Genomic DNA, 24,897 nt, shown 5'->3' on the forward strand with positions numbered 1-24,897 from the left:
ACCCGCCTGGCCTACATGACCGACGAAGCCGTCGAAGGCCGCGACTCCTTCCTGCAGAAACGCGACCCCGACTGGTCGCCCTACCCCTGGCACTACTGACCCCGTGAGTGGCGATAGTCGCTATAGCGACCATCGCCACTCACAGGGTGGGGACGGGCGGGCTGAGCAGGGTCACCACCGTGCCGTCGGCGGGCGCCGGGCCGCCGCGGTGGATCAGGACCTCCGCCATCAGCACGGACATCATCGGCAGCCCGCGGCGCCGATTGACGTCCTCCTCGGGGCCGGGCCGCGGGAGCCAGCGGCCGGTGTCGCGGATCCGGACCCGCAGCCGCCGCTGCCGGTCGACCGGCTCGACCTCGGCGACGACCTCGACCGTCCCGTCCGGCGCCCCGGGGGGGAAGGCGTGCTCCACGGCGTTGCTCACCGCCTCGTTGACCGCGAGGAGGACGTCGAGGGCGGCGTCCTCCGGCCACCCGAGCTGCGCCAAGCGGCGGCGCAGCCCGGTGCGCACCAGGCCCAGCGTCTCGAGCACGGCGGGGAGGCGGATCTCCCAGGCGTGTCCATGCCCGGCGGCCCGGGGCGCGGCACGACCCGGGCCCACGCCCGGAGGCGGGCCCGCACGGTCAGACTGGTCCCGATGCGCTGGCACTACCCGAGAGTGTGACGCGCCTTGCCCCCGCAGGACCAGCCGGGCCGCCGCACGGCGTCCCGCCGGGTCAGCCCCCGCTGCCGCGCGGCTCGCCGAGCGCCTCGGCCACGTCGTAGTACAGGGCGAGCACGCGCTCCAGGCCGGTGATCTCGAGCGGCCGGACGACCGGCCGGTTGTGGTCGACGACCACCCGCAGCGGCTCGTCCTGCCGCTGGGCCGCCCGATGCGCGGTGACCAGCGCGCTCAGCCCCGCCTGGTCGAGGAACTCGACCTGTGTGAGGTCGACCACGATCACGTCCACCGCGGGGTCGGCGAGCGCCCGGCCGACCGCCGCTTCCACCCGCGGGGCGGTGAACATGTCCACCTCCCCCGCGACCGTCACCACCATCGCGGGCCCCGCCCGGCGCGACTCCACGCGCAGCAGCTGCTCGGCCGCGGGAGCCTGGTCACCTGTCACGCGCCACAGTCTTCCCGGCGACGTGGCCGTTCCGACAGGGCCCCACGCCTCCGGTCCCGGGCGGCGCGCCCCTCATCCGGCGTGCGCGTGGCCGGGCTCGGTGAGGGCGTGCCGGAGCCGCTCGCGCATGGCCGGGTGCATCGCCAGCCCGTCGAGCCGGTCGAGGGCCACCCAGTCCGCCTCACTCGTCTCCTCGCCGTCGGGCCGCGGGTCCCCGGACACCGGCCGGGCGTGCACGCACACCGCGAACTGCTGGCGCACCTCGCCGGTGCCGTCGACGATGACGTGGCCGGGGTCGCTGTAGACCCCGGCCACCCGCAGCACCTTGATCGCGACCCCGCTCTCCTCCGCCACCTCCCGCTCGGCCGCGTCGACCGCCGACTCGCCGACCTCGACGCGGCCGCCGGGGAGCTCCCAGAACCCGTCGTCGGCGCGCCGCACGAGCAGGACCCGGTCGGCGTCGTCGCGCACCACGGCGAAGACGCTCGGCGCGACGAGGGTGGGCCGCGGCGGGTCCGGATGGTGGTAGTACTCGGTGCGGGCCATGGTCAGGGCACGGTCGCACCGGGGCGGTAGGGCTGGGAAGTGACGAAAGCCCTGTTCGGCAGCCCCCGCCCGGCCGATCGCTCCACACCCGACCGACCTTCACCCCACCGGGGCGAGGCGCGGGGACGGCGGGCCGCCCATCGTCCGATGCACGGCGAGCGGGGGAGGTCGCGGTGCCTGCGGCGGACGAACGGACGGGCACGCCCGGCACGGGGCGTGCAGCGTGCTGAGCGGCGACGAGGAACGCCTGCTCACGGCGATCGAGCGCCAGCTCCGCGCGGAGGACCCGGAGCTGGACAAACGGCTCGGGCGCGGCCTCGGGCCGCCCACCGGCAGGCGCCGCTGGCTCCTGCCCGTGCTGGTCACGCTGGCCGCGCTGTGCATCCTGGTCGGCCTGGTCGTTGCGGAGGCGGCGGTGTTCCTCGGCGGGCTGGCGCTGGCCGGGGCGGCGTGGATCGTCGTCCACCGGCGGCGCCGGGGCCGGCGGACCTGACCGTCACCCCGGCTGCGGCGCGGTCCAGCGCGCGCCGGTCTCCCGCCGGAAGGCGTCGACGGCGGCGTCGAGGGTCGGGAAGAAGTGCGCGGGGTCGAGGGTCCCGGTCAGCTCGTAGCGGTCGATCTTGCGGCGCACGGGGTCCTTCATCTCGGCGAACACGAGGTGCACGCCGCGGCCGTTGAGGGCGACGTCCAGGTCGTGGAGCATGTCCGCCGCCGTCGTGTCGACGTCCGTGATCGGCTCGGCGGCCACCACGATCCAGCGGGGCGCGGGGTCGCTGCGGCTGCGCCGTTCCAGCTGCTCGCGGAAGGTGCGGGCGTTCGCGAAGAAGAGCGGCGCGTCGAACCGGACGAGGACGCAGCCCGGCAGCAGCTCGGCCTCGGGGTAGCTGCGGACGTCGTGGAAGCCCGGCAGGCCGGGCACCCGGCCGAGCACCGTCTGGTACGGCCACCACGCGCGGCGGAACACGTTGCCGATCGAGAGCGCGACGGCCACCGCGATCCCCGGCAGCACGCCGAGCAGCACCACCCCGAGGAAGGCCGCGACCGACAGCGCGAACTCCGTCCGCCGCACCCGGAACAGCCGCACCGTCCCGGGGACGTCGGCGAGCGAGACGGATGCCGCGATCACGACGGCCGCGAGCGTCGGCTGCGGCAGGGTGCGCAGCAGGCCCGGGGCCAGCAGCAGGATCAGCGTGATCGCGGCCGCCCCGACCAGGCCCGTCACCTGCGTGCGCGCCCCGACCTGCACGGCCACGGCCGTGCGCGACCCACTCGTGCTGACCGGGAAGCCCTGGAAGAAGCCGGCCGCGAGGTTCGCCGCGCCGATCCCCACCATCTCCCGGTTGCCGTCGATCGTCCGGCCCTCCCGCGCCGCGAAGGACGAGGCGGTCGAGATGGTGTCGGTCAGCGAGACGAGCGCGATGCCGGCCGCGCCGGCCAGCAGCGGGAGGACGTCCGACAGCCCGATCAGGGGCAGGGTGGGCGGCGGGAAGCCCTGCGGCAGCGTGCCGACGAGCACGACGCCCCGCTCGTCCAGCCCGAACAGGGCCGCCGCAAGCATCGACAGCACGACCACGACGAGCACCCCGGGGATCCGCGGGAGCACCCGCGGCAGCACCCCGATGAGGATCAGGCCGCCGAGGCCGACGGCCAGCGCCGCCGGCACGACCTCACCGGCGAGCACGCCCTGCACGAACCCGGCGACCTCGCCGCCGAAGCCCTTGGCGTCGACCGAGAACCCGCAGAGCTTCGGGAGCTGCCCGACGAAGATCGTCAGGGCCAGCCCGTTCATGTAGCCGATCATCGTCGGCTTCGAGATCAGGTCCGCGACGAACCCGAGGCCGCCCAGCCCGGCGACCATCATGATCGCGCCGGTCATCAGCGCGAGCGCTGACGCCAGCACGACGGCGCGCTGCGGGTCGCCGTCCGCCGCGACGAGCGGGAGGACCGTCGCCGCGATCATCGGGCCGAGCGAGGAGTCCGGCCCGAGCACGAGGATCCGCGACGGGCCGAAGACCGCGTAGGCGAGCAGGCAGAGGATCGACGTGTACAGGCCGGTGATCGCGGGCAGCCCCGCCAGCTCCGCGTAGGCCATGCCCTGCGGCACGAGCAGCGCCGTCAGGACCAGGCCGGCGACGAGGTCGCGGGGCAGCCACGCCCGGCGGTAGGACCGCAGCATCGCCAGGCCCGGGACCGGCGAGGACTCCCCGTTCACGCCGCCCAGCATGGCGCGACCGGCGGCGCGCCCCCTCACCCCGGCGGTGTGGGCGGGTCCGTCTCACCCGTGCGGGGTGACGGCCCCCGGCCGCCGCAGGTCCATCGTCGGGCCGTGGCCCGCACACCCGATCGTCACGGCAGCGGGGTGGCGACGGGCGGCTCCCCCGCCGCGTCGACCCGTCCCGGGCTGCCCCGCAGGCTGTTCCGGCACACCCCGCTCAGCCGGTACCGGTGGCACAGCGAGGAGGACCTCTCCCAGGCGATCTACGGCACCGTCATCGGCGCGGCCGGGATCGCGGTCGGCAGCGCGCACGGCGACCTCCGCGAGATCGTCCTCACCGTGGTGGTGACCGTCGCCGTGTACTGGGCCGCCGAGCGGTACGCGGACGTGCTCGCCGCCGCCGTCCACGCCGGCGGCCGGGCCGAGCGGGTGCGGGCGGCGCTGCGGCGCGGGCTCCCCGTCGTCGAGGCGGGGCTGACGCCGCTCGTGCTGCTGGTCGTCCTCGCGCTGCTCACCGGGCGCCTCCCGCTCGCAGTGTTCGTCGCGCTCGGCCTCGCCACGGTCATGCTCGGCGGCTTCGGGCACGTGGCGGCCCGCCGGGCCGGGGCCTCCGTGGTCCAGGCGGTCGGCTGGGGCCTGTGCAGCGCGGCGCTGGGCGGGCTGGTCATCGGGCTGAAGATGCTGCTCCACTGAGGCGGGGACGACTCCGGGGGGCGGCATGCAGGTCGTGGTCGTGGGCGCGGGTGCGGCCGGACTGATGGCCGCGCTGCTGGCCGCGCGCGCCGGGCACCAGGTCACCGTGCTGGAGCGCGAGGCGCTGGAGCCCGCCGGGTCGGTCGAGGAGGCCGCCGGCCGGGCCTTCCGCCGCACCGCGCCGCAGATCGTGCAGCCGCACGTGCTGCTCGCCCGCTACCGGCTCCTGCTGCGCGACCACCTGCCGGACGTCCACGCGGGGCTGGTCGGCGACGGTGCCGTCGAGTCCCGCCTCGAGGCCCAGCTCCCGCCCACGCTCCGCGGCCTCGTCCCCGAGCCCGACGACGACCGCTACACCATGCTGCTCACCCGCCGGTCGACGCTGGACCGGGTCCTCGACGCATGCGTGCGCGCGGAGCCCGGGATCACGCTGCGCACCGGCGCGACCGTCCGCGGGCTGCGGACCCGGGGCGGCGCCCCGCCGGAGATCACCGGCGTCCGCCTCGGCCACGGCGAGGTGGCCGCCGACGTCGTGGTCGACGCGGCGGGGCGGCGGTCCCGGATCGACGGCTGGCTGGCCGACGCAGGCGCGCGGCCGCGGCCCCTCGTCACGGCCGACTGCGGCCTCGCCTACTACAGCCGGCACTACCGGCTGCGGAGCACGGACGGCCTGCCCGGGCGCGCGGACAACCGCACGATCCTCCCGCTCGACGAGTTCGTCGCCGGGATGTGGGGCGCCGACAACGGGACCGTCGTGCTGGGGCTGTGCCCGCTGGCCGAGGACCATCGATTCCGCGTCCTGAAGGACCCCGACGTGTTCACCGCGGTCTTCGCCACCGTGCCGGGCCTGCGGGGCTGGCTCGACGTGCTGGAACCGATCAGCGACGTGTTCCCGATGGGCGGTCTCCACAACACCCTGCACCGGCTGGTCGACGAGGCCGGCCCGATCGCCCTGGGGCTGCACGCCGTGGGCGACGGCGTCTGCACCACCAACCCGACGCTCGCCCGCGGGCTGGGCGTGGCCCTCCGCACCGCGCTCGACCTCGTCGACGTCCTCGCCGCGCACCCCCGCGACCCGCACGCCCGCGCCCTGGCGCACGACGCGGCGATCACCGAGGGCGTCGAGCCGTTCTACGTCGACCAGGCACGCACGGACGCGGCCCGGCTCGCCCGGGTCCGCGGGGTGCTGCACTCGCGGGGCGTGCTCGCCGGGCGGCCCGCCGCACCGGCGGCGCCCCCGCCGCCGGCCCCGTCGGCCGACCGGGTGGGGTTCGACGAGCTCTCCGCCGCGGCCCTGGTCGACGCGCCCCTCTTCCGCGCCGCCACCTCGGTGCGGGGCATGCTCGCCCGCCCCGAGGACGTCTACACCGACCCCGCCGTCGTCGCCCGGGTCCGGGAGGTGCAGGCCACCCACCACGACGCGGTCCCCGGGCCCGCCCAGCCCGACCCCGACCGCCTCGCCTCGGCCCTCGCCACGCGGGCCTGAGCGGCGGATCAGGCCGGCTCGTTCCCCGCCCGCTTCCGGGCGGCGCCGAAGCGCTGCTGGACGTTCTGCTTGGTCGTGCCGTAGAGCGCGCCGATCTTCGACCAGCTCGCGCCGGCCTCGCGGGCCTCGGCCGCGCGGCGGCGCTCGACCTCCTCAGCGGCACGGCGCAGGTCCCTCGCCGCGGCCAGGGCCTCGAGGGGGCTCCCGGCGGCCGCGAGGGCGTCGAGGGCCTTCTGCACGTGCTTGAGGCCACCGTCAGCCGACACGCGTCAATGCTAGCTTGACGCCTCCCTCGTCAATGATAGGTTGACGAACGTCAACTCGGTATTGACGGGCACCGACGGGACACCGACGCAGGAGGTGTGTGTGCGGATGGACGGGCGGATCCACCAGCAGGGCCGGGCGGAGCGCGACCGGCGCGCGACGGCGCCGGACCGGGAGCTGCGCCGCGCCCTCCGCGCGGTCTACTTCGCGGTCGCCGCGCTGCGGCACGCGCCGCGGTCGCCGCAGGTCTCCCGGGCCATCTCCGAGGCGAGCACGGCCGTCGCCACGCTGCCCGGCGGCTTCGTGGCCGAGGCCCTCTACCGGCTCATCGGCACCATCGAGGACTGCCACCGCGCGGGCACGGCGAACTCCACGCGGCTCGACGAGCGGTGGCGCACCGCCACCGCCGCGGTGCGACTGGCGGGTTGAGCCGGGCCGGTCAGGTCCGCTCGGCCACCAGCAGCTGCCGACCCTCGGGGTCGGTGACGTTGACGAACGTGCCCCAGCCCTCGGTCGTCGGCTCGGACACCTCGACGCCGGCGGCCCGGGCCTCGGCGGCGAAGGCGGCGACGTCGTCGGTCGCGAAGGTCATCGGGTAGCCCTGGTCCGGGTCGCGGCCGAAGTCCTTGGCCGCGCTCAGCACCACCGACGTCTCCGCTCCCGGCGGCCGCACCTCCACCCAGCGCGCACCCGGCCACATCTCGGCGTCGGTCACGGTCTCGAACCCGAGCCGCCCGAAGAAGTCCAGCATCCGGTCCTGGTCGGCGACGGCGAGGATGGCGCCCGCCACCCTCCTGATCCCGCTCATGCGGCCATCGTGGCAGCGACCCGCTGCGAGGGGAAGCGTTCCGCCCCGCACTTTGCGAACGACGTACGCGATCGGCTACCGTTGTTTGCGAACGCCGATCGCGAAGGAGGCAGCGGTGGTGACGCGGTACGCCCACAACGGCCAGGTCCGGATCGCCTACGAGGACCTGGGTGGAGCCGGCGGCGAGCCGTTCCTGCTGGTCATGGGCCTCGGCGCCTCCCGCGCCTGGTGGCCGGCGGGGTTCGTGGCGGCCCTGGTCGAGGCGGGCTTCCACGTCGTCTCCTACGACCAGCGGGACGCGGGCGAGTCCACGCACTTCACCGACCACGAGCAGGTGCACCCGTTCGTCGGGCTCTTCCGGCGGCGGCCGGTGGCCTACACGGCGGAGGACATGACGGACGACGCCGTCGCGGTGCTCGACGCGATGGGCTGGGACACCGCGCACCTGTTCGGCCACTCGCTGGGGGGCCTGCTCACGCAACGCTTCGCGCTGCGCCACCCGGACCGGGCCCGGACCATCACGGTCTCCGGCGCCATGCCCAGCGACGCGCGCGGGCTCGCGCAGCTGCGGCACGTCCGCCTCGGCTTCGTGCTCCGGGCGTCCCGGCTCGCCACCCCGGAGGACGACGAGGGCCACGTCGCCGCGGGGGTGGCGCTGGCCCGGCGGATCTCCTCACCCGGGTACGCCTTCGACGAGACCACCGCACGCACCGCCGTGCGGCGGGAGCTGGCGATCTCCCACGGCCTCCACGACGCCGGGGCGCAGGGCAGGCAGACGGGCGCGCCGTGGAGCGGCGGCCGGTTGGCCGCGGTCCGCACGCCCACGCTGGTCCTGCACGGCGAGCAGGACCCGGTCGTCCGCCCGTCGGCGGCCCGGGCCACCGCGGCCGCGATCCCGGGCGCCCGCCTGGTGCTGCTGCCCGGCGTCGGCCACGACCTGCCGCGGGAGCTCTGGCCGCGCGTCGCCGGCGAGATCCGGGCGCTGGCCGACCGCGCCGCACCCCCGGCCGCCACCGGACGCTGACCGGCGGCGCCGGCGTCCCCACCACCGGGCGGCGAGCAGCCACAACGGGTTCGGGCCCCGGTCGCAGGCGACCAGCCAGGCCGCGTCGTCGCCGGCGGAGCGCGGGTAGCGTGGGTCGCGGACGAGGTCGAGGCTCACCCGGCGGCCGTCAGCGCCGCGAGCACCGGCTCCTCGACGGGCGTCGGGTCGGACGCGTGCAGGTCCAGCAGGCCCGTCGGGTCGAGGGGCGGCTGGGCCATGAACCGCGGCCGGGTCCCGCGGTGCGGTTGCGCGGAGTGCACCAGGAACGGGTGGACGAGGTAGACGTCCCCGGGCAGGCCGGTGGCGAGCGCGACGGGCAGGTGCTCGGTGGCCGGGACGGCCTCGCCGGCGAAGGCGAAGAAGTCCGCGCCCTCGTCGCCGTGCTGGGCGAGCAGTCGCGCCGCTTCCCGGTGCGACCCGATCCGCACCTTGGTGGGGGCGTCCGACTCGCCGACCTCGGAGAACAGGAAGAGCATCAGCAGCGCCCGGCCGCGCGAGCGCAGGTTCAGCCGGAACCCGCCGTCGGGGCCGGCGAAGCTGCCCTCGACGTGCCAGCCGGCGTCGCCCGGGTCGTCGGGGTGCGGGAACCGGATCGGGAAGGTGCCGAGACCGAGCCGCGGCCGCCACCGCCCCGGCCCGACGAGCTGGTCCAGCGCCCCGTGCAGCCGCCCGGTGGTCGCGGCCCGCCGGAAGGGCGGGTCGGCGCGGCCGCCGATGCGGTGGACGGGCACGGTCCAGGTGGCGGGGTCGTCGGGCGCGGCGCCGGTCTCGGTGCGCACCTGCTCCCACAGCAGGGTGCGGCACTCGTCGGCGAGCGCGCGGGGGAAGGCCTCCTCGAGCCGGACGAACCCGTCGTCGACGAAGGCGCGGACCTGGGCGGCGGAGAGGATGGTCATCGTCGGTGAAGGGTGGGGCGGTCCGGGTGTCGCCGCCACCGATTTCCCTTCGGTGATCCCCGTCCGGGAAGCAGAACGCTCGGTCACCGGACGTTCCCCTGCCGGGCCGTGGATCATGTCCCGCCGGAACCCGCTGGACGGCATCACGATCATCGGTACGGTCGGGCCGTGACCGCCGCCGTGCCCGACGACCTCGAACCCCGACGCCGCGACGCGCAGCAGCGGCTGGAACGCGCCGTCGGCGAGGGCCGCCTGACCCTCGACGAGTTCACCGACCGGGTCGGCCGGGTGTGGGCGGCCGAGGACGGCGTGGCGATCGAGCGGCTGCTCACCGACCTGCCCACGCCGGTGGTGGGCGCGACCCGTCCCGGCCGCTCGGTCCTGGTCGGCGTGCTGGGCGACCTGCGGCGCAAGGGCCGCTGGTCGCTGCGCCGCCGCACCACCGTGCTGCTCCTGCTCGGCGACGTCGACCTGGACCTGCGCGGCGCGGTGGTCGAGCAGGGCACGTCCGACGAGCCGATCGTGGTCGACACCTGGTCGCTGATCGGCGACGTGCAGCTCACCGTGCCGGAGGGAGTCGAGGTCGAGATCGGCGGGTTCTCGCTGCTCGGGGACCAGAAGGTGGACCTCGCACCGGTGCCGCGGGTGCCCGGCGCGCCCGTCGTCCGGCTGCGGGTGTGGTCCCTGCTGGGCGACCTGACGGTGCGCAGCGCGGGCTGACTCACCCGCTCCGGCGGTGCCCCATCTCGCGGGAGATGGCGAGTCCCGTCGCCCGCACCACCTGTTCGTAGGCCTGCGGCCGCGCGCTCCCCGCGGGGACGACGACCGACACCGCGGCGATCGTCCGCCCGGTCCGGTCGCGCACGGGCGCGGCGACCGAGGAGACGGGCGCGGGGCGGCGCCGGTCGAAGATCGCGACGCCCAGCCGCGGGACGTCGGCGAGCCGGCGGCGCAGCCGTTCCGCGGCGGCGGGCTCGAGGCTCCCGAGGTACCCGGCCCGCACCTCGGGCTCGGCCCCGGCCAGCAGCACGAGGCCGACGCCGGTGTCGTGCAACGGCATCCGCCCGCCGACCCGGTACGCGATCTCCACCGCGCCGTGCGCCGAGAGCCGCTCCACGAGCAGCGCCTCCTCGCCCTCCCGCACCGCGAGCAGGACGTGCTGGCGCGACACCTCGTGCAGGTCCTCGAGGTGGGGCAGCGCCACCTCGCGCAGGCCGTGGCTGCGCGGCGCCAGCGAGGCGATCTCGAACAGCCGCAGGCCCACGACGTAGCGGCCCTCGTCGTCGCGTTCCAGGGCGCCCCACTCGACCAGCCGGCGGGCCAGGCGCAGCGTGGTGCTGGGCGGGGTCGCGGCCCGGCGGGCCAGCTCGGCCAGGCTCAGCGCCCGGTGCTCGGCGTCGAACGCCGCCAGCAGGGCCAGCGCACGCAGGACGACCGGGTCCCCCTGCAGGGGCTTCCTCCCCCGCCGCGGCGGCGCGTCCACGGTACGAGGATCGCATGCCATTCACTGGAACGCCCACGGACAACCGGTCGGCGGGCCCCCCATCCTGGGCCGCACGCCGGACCACCGACGATCCGACCCGGAGGACCTCGATGACCCTGGAGTTCGCCACTCCCGCCGCGGGCGGCCCGCACTTCGCGCTGCCCGGCAAGCCCGTTCCGTTCTTCCTCGAGGCGGGCGAGGGCGAACGGGCCCACCTGTTCGACCAGCTCTTCACCGTGCTGCTGTCCGGCGACGAGACCGACGGCCAGTTCGGCGTGTTCACCATGGAGGCGCCGAAGGGGCAGGCGATCCCGGTGCACTCGCACGCGGCGGTCCACGAGATCTTCTACGTGCTCGACGGGAAGGTGCGCGTGGTCGTGGAGGACGCCGACGGCGTGCGCCACGACCGCCTGCTGACCAGCGGCGACTTCGGGTACGTGCCGGCCGGGCACCTGCACACCTTCCGGGTGGAGTCGCACCGCGCCCGCACGCTCGGGGTGAACACCGGCGGGTTCGAGCGCTTCTTCGCCGCGGCGGGCGAGCGCACCGACTCCCGGATGCCGCCGGCGACGCCGGTCGTCCCCTCGCCGGAGCAGCTCGGGGCGGCCGCCCGCGAGTACCGGAACGACTTCCGCCACGATGTCCGCCTCCTCGACTGACGCCCCGGCCGGGCCGCCGCCGCTGCGACCGGCGCCGATCCCCGGACCGGAGCGGGCCGGCGGCGTCGCGACCCGGCGGGCCGTCGAGTACGCCGTCGTCCCCGGCTACCGCCCGCTGCTGCTGGACCTGCACCGGCCGGACACCACCGCGACCGTGCCCCTGGTGCTGTTCCTGCACGGCGGGGGCTGGCGGGTCGGCAGCCGCGCAGCGGTCGGTCCCGCGTTCGCCGACTGGGACCCGTCGCCGTTCGCGCGGCTGGTCGGAGCAGGGTTCGCCGTCGCCTCGGTCGACTACCGGCTCAGCGGCGAGGCCCGCTTCCCCGCCCAGCTCGACGACGTGGCCGCCGCCCTCGCCTGGCTGCGCGAGCACGCCGCGGAGCTCGGCCTCGACACCGGGCGCACCGCCGTGTGGGGCGAGTCCGCGGGCGGGCACCTGGCCGCCCTGCTCGGTCTCACCGAGCCGGGCGTGCGCGCGGTCGCCGACTGGTACGGCCCGTCCGACCTGGCCGCCCTGCCCGCGGACGCGGCCGCCACCGGCATCGCGGTCACCGACCCCGGTGCGCCGGACTCGCGCGAGGCCCTGCTGCTCGGTGCGCCCCCGCAGGCGGCGGCCGAGGTCGCCCGGGCCGCCTCCCCGGTCGCGCGGGTGCACCCCGCCGCACCCCCCTTCCTGCTGGTCCACGGCACCGCGGACCGGTTCGTCCCGTGCCGCCAGTCCGAGCGGCTGGCGGAGGCCCTCGCGGCCGCCGGGGCCCCGCACGACCTGCAGCTCCTCGAGGGCGCCGACCACATGTGGCTCGGCACGCCCGAGCACGCCCGGACCGCCTTCGACCTCACCCTCGACTTCCTCCGCCACCACCTGAGCTGACCACCCACACCCGTCCCGCGCCGGCCGCCGGCCCGCGCGGCGATGCGCCCTGCCGCACACAGGAGAGCCATGAGCACCGACCACGAGCTCGACCGCCTGCTCGGCGAGGTCCTCGCCCAGGTCCGCGCCGACGACCCGCGCCTCGCCGAGGTCGTCACCGGGGCCGTCCGCCACCTCCACGCCTTCGTCCGCGAGCTGCGCCCCACCGAGGAGGAGTGGCTGCGCGGCATCGACTTCCTGGTCCGCGTGGGGCAGACCTGCACGCCCGAGCGCAACGAGCTGATCCTGCTGTCCGACATGCTCGGCCTGACCTCCGCCGTCGACGAGGTCAACCACGCCGGGCCCGCCGACGCCACGCCGTCGTCGGTCGAGGGTCCCTTCCACTCGCCCGCGCCCGCCCGGCCGCCGGGCGCCTGGATCGCCGACGGGCCGGAGCGCGCCCGCGCCGAGCAGATGGTGGTGCACGGGCGGGTCACCGACACCGAGGGCGTGCCGATCGCCGGCGCGACGGTCGACGTGTGGCAGGCCGACGACGACGGCCGCTACGACACCCAGGACCCCGCCCAACCGCGCGGCAACCTGCGTGGGCTGTTCACCACCGGTCCGGACGGCGGGTACTGGTTCCGCAGCGTGCTCCCGGCCAGCTACCCGGTGCCGACCGACGGCCCGGTCGGCGAGCTGCTCACCGCGCTCGGCCGGCACCCGATGCGCCCCGCCCACGTGCACCTGCGGGTCGAGGCGCCCGGCCACCGCCCCGTGACCACCCACGTCTTCGTGGCCGACGACCCGTACCTCGACTCGGACGCGGCCTTCGCGGTCAAGGACGCGCTGGTCGTGACCCCGGTGCCGCGGACCGACCCCGCGGAGTCCGCCCGGTGGCAGGTCGACGGGCCGTTCCTGGAGTTCCCGTTCGACGTCCGGCTGGTGCCGGTGCGCGTGCCCGCGGCGGTGGCGCGGTGAGGCTCGTCGGGCTGCGCGACGGCCGGGACGTGCTCGTCTCCCGTGTCCTCGGCGACCGGCTCACCCCGGTGGCCCAGGTCGACGACTTCTACGCCGACGTGCTGAAGTGGCGGGCGGCCGCGGCGGCGGTGACGGCCGGCGAGCGGCCGCTGGCCGGGGCGCGGCTCGCCCCGCCCGTGCCCGCCGCGGCGCGGGTCCTGTGCCTCGGCCTCAACTACCGCCGGCACGCCGAGGAGGGCGTCTACGGCGTCCCGGACCACCCGACGATCTTCGGCCGCTGGACGCGCTCGCTGACCGTCGGCGACACCCCGGTCCCGGTCCCGGCGAACGAACCCGGGCTGGACTGGGAGGGCGAGGTCGCCGCCGTCGTCGGGGATCGGCTGTCCGACGTCGACGCGGCCACCGCCGAGCGGGCCGTCCTCGGCCACGCCGTGGTCAACGACCTCACCGCCCGCACCGCGCAGAAGCTCACCGCCCAGTGGACGCTCGGGAAGAACGCCGACCGCAGCGGCCCGATGGGCCCGCTGGTCACCGTCGACGAGTCCGGCCCGCTCTCGACCGGGCTGCGGCTGACCACCCGGGTCAACGGCGAGGTGGTGCAGGAGGGCGACACCCGCGACCTGATCTTCGGCGTCGGCACGGTGTTGTCGCTGGTCAGCCGCACCCTGACGCTCGAGCCGGGCGACGTGCTGCTCACCGGCACCCCCGAGGGCGTGGGCTACGTCCGGACGCCACCGCGGTTCCTGCGCCCCGGCGACGTCGTCGAGGTCGAGGTCGACCGCCTGGGCGTGCTCCGCACCCCGATCGTCGGGCCGGAGGAGCGGTGACGACCCGGTACCCGGTGCTGATCGCCGGCGGCGGGCCCAGCGGGCTGGCCGCCGCGATCGAGCTCGGCCGGGCCGGGGTGCGGTGCGCGGTCGTCGAGCCGCGCACCGAGGTCGCCGCCGACCCGCCCAAGGCGAAGACGACCAGCGCCCGCACGATGGAGCTGTTCCGCCGGTGGGGCCTGGTCGACCGGGTCCGGGCGGCCGCGCCGCTGCCGGTCTCCTACGCCCAGGACGTCGTGTTCTGCACGCGGCTCGCCGGCCGCGAGATCACCCGCTTCCGCAACGCCTTCGGCCTCTACGCGGAGCGCCGCGACGAGCTCGCCGAGTGCGGCCAGCAGATCCCGCAGCCCGTCGTCGAGAGGGTGCTGCGGGAGGCGGTCGCCGCCCTGCCGACCGTCGACCTCCTGCTCGGCCACCGGCTGGTCTCCGCCGTCGACGGGCCGGACGGCGTGCGCGCCGCGGTCTCCGGGCCGGTCGGCGAGCGCGAGGTGCACGCGGACTACCTGCTGGGTTGCGACGGCGCGAACGGCGTGGCCCGCGCGGCGATCGGGGCGCGGTACGCCGGCGGCAGCGGCGCCCGACCCAACCTCAACGTCACCTTCCGCGCCCCCGGCCTCGGCGACGACCTGCTCTGCGCCCGCGCCGTGCACTACTGGGTCCTCGGCGCCGACGCCGGCGGGATCGTCGGGCGCGCCGACCTCGACGGCACCTGGTGGACCGTGGCGCAGAACGTGCCGCCGGGCACCGACCCGGTCGGGCTCGTGCGGCGGCTGATCGGCGCGGACGTGCCGGTGGAGGTGCGCGCGGCCGACCCGTGGGAGGCGCGGATGCTCCTCGTCGACCGCTACCGGGGCAGGAGGACCTTCCTGGTCGGCGACGCGGCGCACCTCAACCCGCCGTGGGGCGGGCACGGCTACAACACGTGCGTCGGCGACGCCGTGAACCTCGCCTGGAAGCTCGCCGCCGTGCTGCACGGGTGGGCGGGTCCGGCGCTGCTGGACAGCTACGAACCGGAGCGCCGGCCCGTCGCCCGGCAGACCATCGACGACGCGGCCGCGCAGGAACCCCTGCTCGCGCACGCGTTCGCCCACCCCGACCTCGACGCCGCCGGGCCCGCCGGCGTCGCCCGCCGGGCCGCGGCGGCCGAGGCGCTGGCCGCCAAGCGCGGCGAGTTCCACAGCCTCGGTCTGGTGCTCGGCTACCACTACGCGGACTCCCCGGTCGTGGTCGACGACGGCTCGCCGGTCCCGACGCACGAGCCGCTGCGCTACCACGGTTCGCCCCGCCCCGGGGCCCGGCTGCCGCACCGCTGGCTGGCCGACGGGTCGTCGCTCTTCGACCACCTCGGCCCCGGGTTCACCCTGCTCCGCCTCGATCCCCGCGCCGACGCCGGGCCCTTCACCGCCGCGGCCGCCCGGACCGGGGTGCCGCTGACCCTGCTCGACGTGCCCGGCACAGCCGACGCCTACGGCGCACCGCTGCTGCTGGTCCGGCCGGACCAGCACGTCGCCTGGCGGGGGTCCGACGCCCGGCACGCCGCCGCCGTCCTCGACCGCGCCCGCGGCGCCTCCCACACCTCCCACCCCACCCCGGCGCTCGCCGGCTGATCCCGACCGGTCCACCAGCAAAGGAGCTCGGAGATGACCACCTCACCGCTCGAGGGCACCGGGGCGCCCGGCACCCGCACCCCGGAGTCCGTGCCGACCTGGACGAACCCGCGCCGCGGCTTCCTGTTCTTCCTCGGCGTCGCCGCGATCGGCGCGGCCATGGCGAACCTGGTCCCGCTCGTCCTGACCCTGTCCCTCAAGGCCACGGTGATCGACCCGGCGAACGCCACCTCGATCCTGTCCGTGGTGGTGGCCGTCGGGTCGGTGTTCTCCCTGGTCGCGTTCCCGGCGCTCGGCCGGCTCAGCGACCGGACGACGAGCCGGCTCGGCCGGCGCCGCCCGTTCCTGCTGGCCGGTGCGGTGCTCGTGCTGCTCGGCGCGCTGGGCACCGTCGTCGCCGGGAGCACGCCCGTGCTCGCGCTGGCCGGGATCCTCACGCAGGTCGGCTTCAGCGCGTCGATGGTGGCGTGCACCGCCGCCATCCCGGACCAGTTCGCGCCGGACCGCCGTGGCCCGGCCTCGGCGATCGTCGGGCTGAGCCTGCCGGTCGGCGCGGTCGTCGGGCTGTTCCTGGCGCAGCTGTTCGCGCCGAGCCTGCCGCTGATGATCCTGGTCCCGGCCGCGGTCGGTGCCCTGGGCTCGCTCCTGTTCGCCGCCGTGCTGCGCGACCGCCGGATCACCGCCGCCGAGCGGCCCCCGTTCGACTGGCGGGCCTTCCTCGGCACCTTCTGGGTCAGCCCGCGGCGCAGCCCCGACTTCGCCTGGGCGTGGGCCAGCCGGCTGCTGCTGTTCCTCGGCGTGGCCGCCGTGCAGGCCTACCAGGCGTTCTACCTGATCGCGGTGCTGCACTTCGCCCCTGCGGAGGTGGCCGGCGCGGTGTTCCTGTCGACGCTCGTGCTGACCGCCGCCGCCCTGCTCTTCGCCCCCGTCGCGGGCAAGGTCTCCGACCGGATCGGCCGCCGCAAGCCGTTCGTCATCGGCGCCGCGGTGATCTTCGCCGTCGGGCTCGCGCTGGCGTCCGTCGCGCAGAGCTTCCCGGCCTTCCTCGTGGCGATGGGCGTGATCGGGCTGGGTCAGGGCGTGTACTTCGCGGTGGACATCGCGCTGGTCACGCTGGTGCTGCCGGACCCCGCCAACCCGGCCAAGGACCTCGGGATCATGAACCTGGCGAACACGTTGCCGTCGACGATCGTGCCGGCGGTCGCGCCCGCCGTGCTCGCGGTGGGCGCGAGCGCCGCGCACCCGCAGAACTTCACGGCGCTGTTCCTCTTCGGCGCCGTCGCCGGGCTCCTCGGTGCGCTGCTGATCCTCCCGATCCGGGGCGCCCGGTGACCCGGTTCCCCGAGGGCTTCCTGTGGGGTGCGGCCACGGCGGCGCACCAGGTGGAGGGCGGCAACGTCGGCAACCACTACTGGGAGTGGGAGCACGACCCGCACGGCCCCTTCGCCGAGCCCAGCGGCGACACCTGCGACCACTACCACCGCTGGGCCGAGGACCTCGACCTGCTCGCCGCGGCCGGGCTCACCGCCTACCGGTTCAGCCTGGAGTGGAGCCGCATCGAGCCCGAGGAGGGCGAGATCTCGCGGGCCGCGCTCGACCACTATCGGCGGATGGTCGCGGGCTGCCGCGATCGCGGGCTCGCCCCCGTGGTCACGTTGGCGCACTTCACAATGCCCCGCTGGATGGCCCGCGACGGCGGCTGGACCGGGCCGAAGGCGGGCGACCGGTTCGCCCGGTTCACCGAGACGGTGCTGCCGGTCGTCGCCGACGCCGGGTACGTCTGCACGGTCAACGAGCCGAACCTGATGGCCTGCATGCCCGTCCTGGCCGCGACGGCCGCGCGCGGAGAGCGGGTCGGCGGGCTGCCGCGGCCCGACCAGGAGACGGCCGAGGCCCTGCTCGAGCTGCACCGGCGGGCCCGCACCGTGCTCCGCGACGGCGGCGCCCCGCCCTCCGGCCTCACCCTCGTCGGGCAGGAGTTCCTGGCCGAGGACGGCGCGGTCGAGGAGATGGCGGCGCACCGCGCGGCCATGGAGGACCAGTTCCTCGCGGCCGCGGCGGACGACGACTTCGTGGGGCTGCAGGTCTACAGCTGCGCCCGGATCGGCCCGGACGGCCCCGTAGCCCCGCCCGACGACCTGCGCACGCTCGCGGACATGGAGTACCGGCCGGGCGCGCTCGGCGCGGCGGTCCGCCGGGCCGCCGAGGTGCTGCCCGGGACACCCCTGCTGATCACCGAGAACGGCATCGCCACGGCCGACGACGCGCAACGCGTCGCCTACACCGAGGGCGCGCTGCGCAGTCTGCACGCCGCGATGGCCGACGGCGCGGACGTCCGTGGCTACCTGCACTGGAGCCTGCTCGACAACTTCGAGTGGTTCGCGGGCTACCGGCCCACGTTCGGGCTGGTCGCGGTGGACCGCAGCACCTTCCGCCGCACCCCGAAGCCGAGTCTGGCGTGGCTGGGCCGCGTCGCCCGGGCCAACGCCCTCGGAGCCGAGGCATGACCGTCCCGACCCGGCTGCGCCTGGAGCACCTCCCGCCGGGCCAGGCCTGTGGCGCCGCGCGGCCACGCGGCTCGTGGCGGCTGCCCGCCGGCACGGCCGCGCAACAGGCCTACGCGGTGCGGATCTCGGGGCCGGACGGGCCGGTGTGGGAGTCCGGGCGCCGCGCGGGCGGCGGGTCGGCCCTGGTCGACCTCGACGTGCCGGCGGAGCTGACCGGACGCCCCGCCACCGCCGATCCCCTGACCTGGCAGATCCGGGTGTGGACCGACCGCAGCGCGAGCGGCTGGTCGGAGCCCGCGCCGTGGACGAGCGTGGCCCTCTTCCCCGGCCTCGACGCGGCGGTCTGGATCGCGCCGCACGAGCCGGAGCCCGCTGCGCCCGGCTCGCGGCCCGCACACCGGCTCCAGCACTCCTTCACCCTCGCCGCGGCACCGGCGGCCGCGGTCGCCTGGGCCACCGCGCACGGCATGTACGAGCTGTTCGTCAACGGGCACCGGGTCGGCGACGCCGAGCTCACCCCCGGCTTCACGGCCTACCGCACCCGGCTGCAGGTGCACGCCCACGACGTCACGCGCCTGCTGCGGGCGGGCGCCAACGACCTCGAGATCCTGCTGTCCGACGGCTGGTACCGGGGCCGGCACGGGTTCGAGCGCCATGCCGACGGCTACGGCACCCGCACCGCCGCACTGCTCGCGCTGGACCTGCGGCTCCCCGGCGGGGACACCCGCACGGTCACGACGGGCCCGGACTGGTGGTCGCGCCCGAGCGGGATCATCGCCGACCTGATGGACGGCCAGCACACCGACCTGCGCGCTCCGGCCCCCGGCAGCCGGCGGGACCCCGCCGATCCGGCCTGGCGACCCGCACCGGTGACCGACCGTCCCGCCGCCCGGCTGGAGCTGCCGGTGGCCCCGCCGGTCCGGGCCGTGGAGGAGCTCGCGCCCGTCGCGCTGCACCGCGTACCCGGCGGGACCGTCGCGGACTTCGGCATCAACCTCAACGGGTGGGTCCGCCTCGCGGACCTCGGTCCGCGCGGGACCGTCGTGACCCTCACCCACGGCGAACTGCGCGACGACGCCGGGCGGGTCACCACCGAGAACCTGCGCGCCTTCGACTTCGCCACCGGGGAGCGGCTGCCCGCGGGCCAGGTCGACACCGTCACCGCGGCGGGCCGGCGCGGGGAGACCGCCGAGCCGCGGCACACCACGCACGGCTTCCGGTACGTGCAGGTCGACGGCCGTCCCGACCTCGCCGCCGACGACCTCCGCGCCGTCGTCGTCCACAGCGACCTGCCGCGCACGGGCTGGTTCCGCTGCGGCGACCACCGCCTCGAGGCGCTGCACGAGGCCGCCGTCCGAAGCTTCCTCGGCAACGCCTGCGACATCCCCACCGACTGCCCGCAGCGCGAGCGGTCGGGCTTCACCGGCGACTGGCAGGTCTTCGCCGACGCCGCCGCCTTCACCCACGACGTGGCCGGGTTCGGGGACAAGTGGTTGCGGGACCTGGCCGCGGACCAGCGCGCCGACGGGCGGGTGCCGACGATCGTGCCCGACCCGGCCGACCCGGCGGGCGGCGCGGCCACGCTCGCCATGGACGGCTCCGCCGGCTGGGGCGACGCCGCGGTGATCGTCCCGTGGACGCTGTGGCGGGCCTACGGGGACCGGGACCTGCTGGCCCGGCAGTACCCGTCGATGGTGCGGTGGGTCGGGTACGCCGCGGGGTGTGCAGGCTCGCGGCGTCACCCGGACCGCGCGGCCGCCAGGCCCACGCCGGCGCCGCACGAGGAGTTCCTCTGGGACACCGGCTTCCACTTCGGCGAATGGCTCGAGCCCGGCGAGGTCCCGGACCTCGACCCGGCGCGGGACCACGGGATCGTCGCCACCGCCTACCTCGCGCGCTCGGCCCGGCTGCTGAGCCGGATCGCCGGGCTCCTCGGCCGCGACGACGACCGGGTCCGCCACGACCGGCTCGCCGACGCCGCCCGGGATGCGTGGCAGCGCGAGTACCTGTCCGCGGACGGTGAGCTCGCCGTGCCGACGCAGGCGAACCACGTCCGGGCTCTGGCGTTCGATCTGGTGCCTCCGCACGTGCGCTCGGCGGTGGCAGACCGGCTGACCGGCCTGCTCCGGGCGAACGACCACCACCTGGCCACGGGCTTCCTCTCCACCGGCCTGCTGCTCCCCGTCCTCGCCGACACCGGCCACCTCGACGAGGCCTACCGGGTCCTGTTCAGCCCCGGCGAGCCGTCCTGGCTGGGCATGATCGACCGCGGCGCCACCACGATCTGGGAGAACTGGGCCGGGCCCGACGACCCCCGCGGCCCCGGCTCGCTCAACCACTACGCCAAGGGCGCGGTGATCGGCTTCCTCCACCGGTACGTCGCCGGGATCCGGCTGCCCGAGGACCCCGGGCCGGAGGCGGCGGGGTATCGCCGGTTCGTGGTCGCCCCGCAGCCCGGCGGCGGCCTGACCTGGGCCGACGCCACCCACGACAGCCCGAACGGGCGCATCCGCAGCGCCTGGCGGCGGGACGCCGACGGGCTGCTCGTGGACGTCGAGGTGCCGCCCGGGACCCGGGCGGAGATCCGCCTGCCCGACGGCCGGGTGGTCGACGCCGGGCCGGGCCGGCACGTGCACCGGTGCGGGAGCTACGCCGCCTCGGTGGAGCGGACCGTGAGCACGTGCAGGGTGCGCTCGCCCCGGTAGCCGTCCCGCCCGTGCAGGAACCGGTAGTTGTCCAGCACGAACAGGTCGCCCGCGTCGAGCCGGAAGCGCGGGGCCACCTCCATCGCGGTGGCCAGCGCGTCCGCGTACCGCTCGATCAGCTCGAGGTGCCGGTCCCACTCCGGCTCGCGCGGGACCGGGGCCGCGTAGTCGCTCGCCCGCACCACCCGGCGGCCGGCGCGGGTGTACTCGACCAGCCGCCGCACCAACGGGGTTCCCGGCACCCCTCGAGCCGGGTTCACCCAGGTGCCGAAGTAGTCGACGTCCGTGCCGACGAGGAAGTCGTGCACCTCGCGCAGTTCGGGCTCACCGGCGGTCCGCAGCGCCTCGACCAGCGCGTACCCGTCGATCAGCACGGAGTCGCCCCCGTCGTCGGCCGCCCTGCCGCACAGCATGAGCAGCCAGTCCTCGTCCGGGTCCCGCAGCCGGACGGACCGGCCGTGCACGTCGACCACGACGTTCGCCCCGTCCGAGTGCAGCCCGAGCGGAGGCGCGTCGGGCCCGCCCTGCGGCCGGATGCCGAAGAGCTCGCGGAGGCGGCCGCCGAGCGCGGTCGCGGCCGCGTCGACCAGCCGCTCGGGGTCCGTGGCGTGGCGTAGCCGGCGACGATCGCCGCGCCCGCGGCCGCGAGGCCCGCGCGCAGGTCGGTCACCACCGGCGGGACGCGGCCGACGCCGCCGAGCGTCTCCTTCCACTCCGGCCGGACCTCGCCGTGCCGCCGCCCGCCCGCATTCGTGACCGCCACCCGGAGCCCCTTTCGCAAGTTACTGGCAGGAGCACCCTATCGGCCGGAACACCGCGACTCCAGCCTCCGGCCGAGCAGCGTGACGGCCAGTGACACCGCCACGACCGCCACGGCGGGCACCAGCACGAGCTGCGGGGCAACGAACAGGTACTGCCGCCCCTCGGCGAGCATCGCGCCCCATTCCGGGGTGGGCGGCTGGGCCCCGAGCCCGAGGAACGAGAGCCCGGCGAGCGAGAGCAGCACGTTCGCGAACCGCAGGCAGGCGTGCGCCGTCAGCGGACGCAGCGCGTTGGGGAGGATGTGCCGCACCGCGATCCGGCCGGGCCCGGCGCCCAGCGCGACCGCCCCCTCCACGTACTCGCGGGCCCGTTCCCGGACCGTGAGCTGGTAGGCGAGCCGGGCGAACGGCGTCCAGCCGGTGAGCAGCACGGCGATCAGCAGGGTGCTCGGCCCGGGTTCGCGGACCGCCGCCACGACCAGGCCGACGATCACGGTCGGGATCGCCACCAGGACGTCGAGCGTGCGTTGCAGGAGCTGCCCCACGACCCCGCCCGCGTAGCCCGCGACGATCCCGAGCAGCGTGCCGACCGCGGCACAGGCCAGCACCGCGACCAGGGTGAACCACACGGACAGGCGGGTGCCGACGAGCAGCCGGGCCGCGACGTCCCGGCCGAGGTTGTCCGTGCCGAGCGGGTGGGCGAGGGAGGGCTCGGCGAACCGGTCGGACAGGTCGGTGGTGAGCGCGTCGACCGGCAGCAGCGCGGCCACCACCAGCAGCCCGGCGAGCACCGCGAACGCGACGAGCACGGGATCGCGCCTCACACCTCCACCTCCGCCCGGGCCACGGGATCCAGGGCGAGCTGCAGCAGCTCGGCGGCGACCCCCGCCAGCACCGCCACCGCGACCACGGCCAGCAGCCCGGCCTGCAGCATCGGCAGGTCCTGGGCGGTCACGGCGTCGTAGAGCAGCCGGCCCAGCCCGGGGATCCCGAACGCCACCTCGACCACCACCGCGCCGCCGAGCAGGCCGGCGAAGAACATCCCGGAGAGCGCCGTGACGCCGGTCAGCGCCAGCCGCGCCCCGTGCCGCCAGAGCAGCTGCGATCCGCCTACCCCCTTGGCGAGGGCGACGGCGACGTGCGGGCGGGAGAGGGCGTCGACCGTCTCCGCACGGGCGAGCTGGGCAGCCAGCGCGACCGGGAACGCGGCCAGGGTCAGCACCGGCAGCACGGCCTGCGCGGGCGTGCCCCAGCCGGTCGCCGGGAACAGCGGCACCGCGACCGCGAGCAACAGCACCAGCAGCGGCGCGAGCACGAACTCCGGCACGGCCACGCCCAGCACCGAACACCCGGTGACCACCCGGTCCAGCACGCCGCCCGGGCGTCGGGCCGCCCGAACGCCGAGCGGGATCCCGACCACCGCGGCGACCAGCAGCGCGAGCGCCGCCAGCACCACCGACACCCCGAGCGCCGCCGCGAGCTGCGGCGCGATCGCCGTGCGGGTGGCGTACGAGACGCCGAGGTCCCCGGTGAGCGCGTGGCCGAGCCAGCGCAGGTACTGCTCCGCCCACGAGCGGTCCAGGCCCAGCTCGGCCGCCACCCGCGCGGCCACCGCCGGGTCCGGCTCGGCCTCCGCGACACGGCCGCGCAGCACCGCCCGGACGGTGTCGACGCCGGCCAGCCGCGGCAGCAGGAAGATCAGCAGCGAGGCGCCGAGCAGGACCGCCGGCAGGGTCGACAGCCGGCGCGCGAGGGTGCCGCCCACTCAGCCGGTGCGGGTCAGCTCGGGCGTGACCAGCGACTTCGCCAGCGGGTCGACGGTGTACCCGGAGACGCCCCTGGTCACCGCGTTCTCCTGCGAGTGCACCAGCGGCAGGCCCACGGCGTCCGCGGTCAGCTTCGCCGCCGCGGCTCTGAACACCTCCTGGCGTTGCGCAGGGTCCGTGGTCGTGGCCAGCGGAGCGAGGAGCGCGTCGTACTCCGCCGAGCAGTACCGGTTGATGTTGTACGAGCCGGCGCAGGAGTAGTCCGTGACCAGCGTGGACCCGGTGTCCGGCACGTCGGTGAGGTAGTTGCGGGACAGCAGGAACATGTCGTAGCGGCCGGCCAGCAGCTCCGGCTCCTGCGGCCCGTACTCGGCGATCCGGATCTGCGCGTCGACGCCGACCTCGCGGAGCATGCCCTGCACCGCGGTGGCGAGCGTGGGCAGCTCGGAGCGGTTCGGGTAGGTCTGCAGCCGCACGGTCAGCGGCCGGTCCGGGCCGTAGCCGGCCTGGGCGAGCAGATCCTTCGCGGCCTGCAGGTCCGGCGCGGGCGGCGGGCCCTGGCTGCCCCAGGCGACCGCCGGACCGTAGAGCTCCGACGCCGGCACGGCCGACCCGGCCAGCGCCTGCTCGGCCAGTGCGGTGCGGTCGATCGCCCTGGCGACGGCCTGCCGCACCCGGATGTCGGAGAAGGGCGCGGCGGACTGGTTGAGCATCAGCGAGACGGTCCGCGGGGCGGCGACGGTCTGGTCGTCGTAGCCGCTGTCGGGGGTGAACTCGAGCAGCGCGGACTCGGGCAGCCCCTGGGCGACGTCGACGTCCCCGGCCCGCAGCGCCAGCGCCCGGGCCGCCGGGTCGGTCACGTACCGCACGCTCACCTTCGCCAGCTGCGGCCGCCCGCCCCAGTAGGCGTCGTTGCGCTCGAGGGTGGCCGACTGGGTGCCGTTCGCGGCGACCAGCTTCATCGGCCCGGTCCCCGTCCCGACGGCGGCGGGCGGGCCGCCGGTGTACGCGGACGGGGCGAGGATCGCGGTGTTCACGCTGCTCAGCCGCAACGGCAGGATCGGGTCCGGCTCCGCCGTCGTGATCGCGACGGCGGCCGGGCCGTCCTCGGCGACCTGCAGCCCGATGCCTTTGATCGCCCGCGGCGGGGCGGCGACGCCGGCGACCCAGGACAGCGCGGTGACCACGGCCGCGGGGGTGAGCGGGGTGCCGTCGTGGAAGGTGACGCCGGGCCGGAGCTCGAACCGCCACGTGCGCGGGTCGGTGGTCTGCGCCCAGGAGGTCGCGAGGCCGGGCTGCGGCGTGCCGTCCGGCCCGGCCTTCACCAGCGCCTCGGCCGACCCCAGCTGCGCGAGGACGAACGCGTCGTCGGTGTCCATCGCGTAGCCCGAGCGCGGCGCGAACTGGGCGGCCAGGCGGAGCTCGCCGTCCGGCACCGGGGTGCCGGTCGGCGTCGCGCCGGACCCGCAGGCGGTGACGAGACCGACCAGGGCGACGACCGCGAGGGCGACGCCGGGCCGGACACGGGCGCGCCGGCCCGGACGGGGCAAGGTGGGGCGGGGCATCGAGGCCTCCCTGGTCGCGACCCTGGTCTCGGCACCGTGGGCCGGCTTCGTGGCCGGCACGGCGCCGGGCCGGCAGGCGCCGCCGGGCCGCCGAGATCGTCCGTGCATCGGAACAAGCTGTCAATCATGT

At 76.3% G+C, this 24,897-nt stretch carries 27 protein-coding genes and 1 pseudogene; 16 read left to right on the plus strand and 12 right to left on the minus strand.

Annotated elements, in window-relative coordinates; translation table 11 throughout:
* Window positions 1-99 (plus strand): annotated as a pseudogene (locus PKE99_RS31965) (1,4-dihydroxy-2-naphthoyl-CoA synthase); the annotation flags it as partial.
* 40 nt (window positions 100-139) lie between these two features.
* Here PKE99_RS31965 and PKE99_RS31970 read toward each other — a convergent pair.
* From PKE99_RS31970 to PKE99_RS31980, 3 genes are all read right to left on the minus strand, one after another.
* Window positions 140-532, minus strand: a complete 393-nt coding sequence (locus PKE99_RS31970; RefSeq protein WP_051738126.1) for an ATP-binding protein — start codon at window positions 530-532, stop codon at window positions 140-142.
* 184 nt (window positions 533-716) lie between these two features.
* A complete protein-coding gene (locus PKE99_RS31975; RefSeq protein WP_051738127.1) occupies window positions 717-1,106 on the minus strand; it encodes an STAS domain-containing protein in 390 nt (129 codons plus the stop codon).
* Window positions 1,107-1,178: 72 nt separating this feature from the next.
* On the minus strand, window positions 1,179-1,652 hold the full coding sequence (locus tag PKE99_RS31980) for an NUDIX domain-containing protein (protein ID WP_037052041.1): 474 nt from the start codon (window positions 1,650-1,652) through the stop codon (window positions 1,179-1,181).
* 223 nt (window positions 1,653-1,875) lie between these two features.
* Between PKE99_RS31980 and PKE99_RS31985 the strand changes: the two genes are divergently transcribed.
* Window positions 1,876-2,145, plus strand: coding sequence for a DUF3040 domain-containing protein (locus PKE99_RS31985; protein WP_037052044.1), 270 nt, complete (start codon window positions 1,876-1,878; stop codon window positions 2,143-2,145).
* Window positions 2,146-2,148: 3 nt separating this feature from the next.
* Here the strand turns inward: PKE99_RS31985 and PKE99_RS31990 are convergent, their stop codons facing one another.
* A complete protein-coding gene (locus PKE99_RS31990; protein ID WP_231498393.1) occupies window positions 2,149-3,864 on the minus strand; it encodes a SulP family inorganic anion transporter in 1,716 nt (571 codons plus the stop codon).
* 114 nt (window positions 3,865-3,978) lie between these two features.
* Here PKE99_RS31990 and PKE99_RS31995 point away from each other — a divergent pair, with 114 nt between their 5' ends.
* On the plus strand, window positions 3,979-4,560 hold the full coding sequence (locus tag PKE99_RS31995) for a hypothetical protein (RefSeq protein WP_231498394.1): 582 nt from the start codon (window positions 3,979-3,981) through the stop codon (window positions 4,558-4,560).
* 25 nt (window positions 4,561-4,585) lie between these two features.
* Window positions 4,586-6,046, plus strand: a complete 1,461-nt coding sequence (locus PKE99_RS32000; RefSeq protein WP_051738128.1) for an FAD-dependent oxidoreductase — start codon at window positions 4,586-4,588, stop codon at window positions 6,044-6,046.
* An 8-nt stretch (window positions 6,047-6,054) separates the two neighbouring features.
* On the opposite strand, the gene PKE99_RS32005 is transcribed toward PKE99_RS32000, so the two are convergent.
* On the minus strand, window positions 6,055-6,312 hold the full coding sequence (locus tag PKE99_RS32005) for a hypothetical protein (protein WP_037052050.1): 258 nt from the start codon (window positions 6,310-6,312) through the stop codon (window positions 6,055-6,057).
* A 106-nt stretch (window positions 6,313-6,418) separates the two neighbouring features.
* On the opposite strand from PKE99_RS32005, the gene PKE99_RS32010 reads away from it, so the two are divergent.
* Complete coding sequence (locus PKE99_RS32010) at window positions 6,419-6,739, plus strand: hypothetical protein (RefSeq protein ID WP_037052053.1); 321 nt, start codon at window positions 6,419-6,421, stop codon at window positions 6,737-6,739.
* A gap of 10 nt (window positions 6,740-6,749) precedes the next feature.
* Here the strand turns inward: PKE99_RS32010 and PKE99_RS32015 are convergent, their stop codons facing one another.
* Entirely contained in the window at window positions 6,750-7,118 is a 369-nt protein-coding gene (locus PKE99_RS32015) for a VOC family protein (RefSeq protein ID WP_037052055.1), read from the minus strand.
* Window positions 7,119-7,233: 115 nt separating this feature from the next.
* Between PKE99_RS32015 and PKE99_RS32020 the strand changes: the two genes are divergently transcribed.
* Window positions 7,234-8,142 carry an alpha/beta fold hydrolase gene (locus PKE99_RS32020; RefSeq protein WP_197040838.1) on the plus strand — a complete coding sequence of 303 codons (909 nt, stop codon included), beginning with the start codon at window positions 7,234-7,236 and terminating at the stop codon, window positions 8,140-8,142.
* 134 nt (window positions 8,143-8,276) lie between these two features.
* Here PKE99_RS32020 and PKE99_RS32025 read toward each other — a convergent pair whose 3' ends face one another.
* Complete coding sequence (locus tag PKE99_RS32025; RefSeq protein WP_037052056.1) at window positions 8,277-9,059, minus strand: phytanoyl-CoA dioxygenase family protein; 783 nt, start codon at window positions 9,057-9,059, stop codon at window positions 8,277-8,279.
* On the opposite strand from PKE99_RS32025, the gene PKE99_RS32030 reads away from it, so the two are divergent.
* Window positions 9,052-9,231 (plus strand): hypothetical protein, encoded by a 180-nt coding sequence (locus PKE99_RS32030; protein ID WP_197040839.1) that lies wholly within the window; start codon window positions 9,052-9,054, stop codon window positions 9,229-9,231. The two genes, PKE99_RS32025 and PKE99_RS32030, sit on opposite strands and share 8 nt — an antisense overlap.
* Window positions 9,228-9,779: a DUF1707 SHOCT-like domain-containing protein gene (locus PKE99_RS32035; RefSeq protein ID WP_037052058.1), complete on the plus strand. Its 552-nt coding sequence runs from the start codon at window positions 9,228-9,230 to the stop codon at window positions 9,777-9,779. Before PKE99_RS32030 ends, PKE99_RS32035 begins: the two co-directional genes overlap by 4 nt.
* A 1-nt stretch (window position 9,780) precedes the next feature.
* Here PKE99_RS32035 and PKE99_RS32040 read toward each other — a convergent pair whose 3' ends face one another.
* On the minus strand, window positions 9,781-10,542 hold the full coding sequence (locus PKE99_RS32040) for an IclR family transcriptional regulator (RefSeq protein ID WP_231498395.1): 762 nt from the start codon (window positions 10,540-10,542) through the stop codon (window positions 9,781-9,783).
* A 110-nt stretch (window positions 10,543-10,652) separates the two neighbouring features.
* Between PKE99_RS32040 and PKE99_RS32045 the strand changes: the two genes are divergently transcribed.
* From PKE99_RS32045 to PKE99_RS32080, 8 genes are all read left to right on the plus strand, one after another.
* Window positions 10,653-11,201, plus strand: coding sequence for a quercetin 2,3-dioxygenase (locus PKE99_RS32045; protein ID WP_037052071.1), 549 nt, complete (start codon window positions 10,653-10,655; stop codon window positions 11,199-11,201).
* Window positions 11,182-12,069, plus strand: a complete 888-nt coding sequence (locus PKE99_RS32050) for an alpha/beta hydrolase (protein WP_037052074.1) — start codon at window positions 11,182-11,184, stop codon at window positions 12,067-12,069. Before PKE99_RS32045 ends, PKE99_RS32050 begins: the two co-directional genes overlap by 20 nt.
* Window positions 12,070-12,138: 69 nt before the next feature.
* Window positions 12,139-13,029, plus strand: coding sequence for a dioxygenase family protein (locus tag PKE99_RS32055; RefSeq protein ID WP_037052077.1), 891 nt, complete (start codon window positions 12,139-12,141; stop codon window positions 13,027-13,029).
* Window positions 13,026-13,856 (plus strand): fumarylacetoacetate hydrolase family protein, encoded by an 831-nt coding sequence (locus PKE99_RS32060; protein ID WP_037052080.1) that lies wholly within the window; start codon window positions 13,026-13,028, stop codon window positions 13,854-13,856. Before PKE99_RS32055 ends, PKE99_RS32060 begins: the two co-directional genes overlap by 4 nt.
* On the plus strand, window positions 13,853-15,463 hold the full coding sequence (locus PKE99_RS32065) for an FAD-dependent monooxygenase (RefSeq protein ID WP_037052083.1): 1,611 nt from the start codon (window positions 13,853-13,855) through the stop codon (window positions 15,461-15,463). Before PKE99_RS32060 ends, PKE99_RS32065 begins: the two co-directional genes overlap by 4 nt.
* Before the next feature lie 33 nt (window positions 15,464-15,496).
* Complete coding sequence (locus PKE99_RS32070; RefSeq protein ID WP_051738129.1) at window positions 15,497-16,795, plus strand: MFS transporter; 1,299 nt, start codon at window positions 15,497-15,499, stop codon at window positions 16,793-16,795.
* Complete coding sequence (locus tag PKE99_RS32075) at window positions 16,792-17,970, plus strand: glycoside hydrolase family 1 protein (protein WP_037052085.1); 1,179 nt, start codon at window positions 16,792-16,794, stop codon at window positions 17,968-17,970. Before PKE99_RS32070 ends, PKE99_RS32075 begins: the two co-directional genes overlap by 4 nt.
* Window positions 17,967-20,675 (plus strand): family 78 glycoside hydrolase catalytic domain, encoded by a 2,709-nt coding sequence (locus PKE99_RS32080; protein ID WP_063739870.1) that lies wholly within the window; start codon window positions 17,967-17,969, stop codon window positions 20,673-20,675. Before PKE99_RS32075 ends, PKE99_RS32080 begins: the two co-directional genes overlap by 4 nt.
* On the opposite strand, the gene PKE99_RS32085 is transcribed toward PKE99_RS32080, so the two are convergent.
* The 4 genes from PKE99_RS32085 to PKE99_RS32100 all read right to left on the minus strand — a co-directional run bounded on the left by PKE99_RS32085 (window position 20,618) and on the right by PKE99_RS32100 (window position 24,767).
* Window positions 20,618-21,388 carry a TauD/TfdA family dioxygenase gene (locus PKE99_RS32085; RefSeq protein ID WP_156068035.1) on the minus strand — a complete coding sequence of 257 codons (771 nt, stop codon included), beginning with the start codon at window positions 21,386-21,388 and terminating at the stop codon, window positions 20,618-20,620. The two genes, PKE99_RS32080 and PKE99_RS32085, sit on opposite strands and share 58 nt — an antisense overlap.
* 86 nt (window positions 21,389-21,474) lie before the next feature.
* Window positions 21,475-22,260, minus strand: a complete 786-nt coding sequence (locus PKE99_RS32090) for an ABC transporter permease (RefSeq protein WP_037052087.1) — start codon at window positions 22,258-22,260, stop codon at window positions 21,475-21,477.
* Window positions 22,257-23,201, minus strand: a complete 945-nt coding sequence (locus PKE99_RS32095; protein WP_037052089.1) for an ABC transporter permease — start codon at window positions 23,199-23,201, stop codon at window positions 22,257-22,259. Before PKE99_RS32095 ends, PKE99_RS32090 begins: the two co-directional genes overlap by 4 nt.
* Entirely contained in the window at window positions 23,202-24,767 is a 1,566-nt protein-coding gene (locus PKE99_RS32100) for an ABC transporter substrate-binding protein (RefSeq protein WP_051738131.1), read from the minus strand.
* Window positions 24,768-24,897: the final 130 nt, after the last annotated feature.

The sequence above is a fragment of the Pseudonocardia halophobica genome (assembly GCF_027922425.1).
GTDB lineage: Bacteria > Actinomycetota > Actinomycetes > Mycobacteriales > Pseudonocardiaceae > Pseudonocardia > Pseudonocardia halophobica.

Coding starts and splice junctions, on each gene's coding strand:
- PKE99_RS32070 (WP_051738129.1), top strand. CDS start 15,497: ATGACCACCTCACCGCTCGAGGGCACCGGGGCGCCCGGCACCCGCACC.
- PKE99_RS32000 (WP_051738128.1), top strand. CDS start 4,586: ATGCAGGTCGTGGTCGTGGGCGCGGGTGCGGCCGGACTGATGGCCGCG.
- PKE99_RS32045 (WP_037052071.1), top strand. CDS start 10,653: ATGACCCTGGAGTTCGCCACTCCCGCCGCGGGCGGCCCGCACTTCGCG.
- PKE99_RS32080 (WP_063739870.1), top strand. CDS start 17,967: ATGACCGTCCCGACCCGGCTGCGCCTGGAGCACCTCCCGCCGGGCCAG.
- PKE99_RS32010 (WP_037052053.1), top strand. CDS start 6,419: ATGGACGGGCGGATCCACCAGCAGGGCCGGGCGGAGCGCGACCGGCGC.
- PKE99_RS32030 (WP_197040839.1), top strand. CDS start 9,052: ATGGTCATCGTCGGTGAAGGGTGGGGCGGTCCGGGTGTCGCCGCCACC.
- PKE99_RS32015 (WP_037052055.1), bottom strand. CDS start 7,118: ATGAGCGGGATCAGGAGGGTGGCGGGCGCCATCCTCGCCGTCGCCGAC.
- PKE99_RS31980 (WP_037052041.1), bottom strand. CDS start 1,652: ATGGCCCGCACCGAGTACTACCACCATCCGGACCCGCCGCGGCCCACC.
- PKE99_RS32050 (WP_037052074.1), top strand. CDS start 11,182: ATGTCCGCCTCCTCGACTGACGCCCCGGCCGGGCCGCCGCCGCTGCGA.
- PKE99_RS32055 (WP_037052077.1), top strand. CDS start 12,139: ATGAGCACCGACCACGAGCTCGACCGCCTGCTCGGCGAGGTCCTCGCC.
- PKE99_RS32100 (WP_051738131.1), bottom strand. CDS start 24,767: ATGCCCCGCCCCACCTTGCCCCGTCCGGGCCGGCGCGCCCGTGTCCGG.
- PKE99_RS32025 (WP_037052056.1), bottom strand. CDS start 9,059: ATGACCATCCTCTCCGCCGCCCAGGTCCGCGCCTTCGTCGACGACGGG.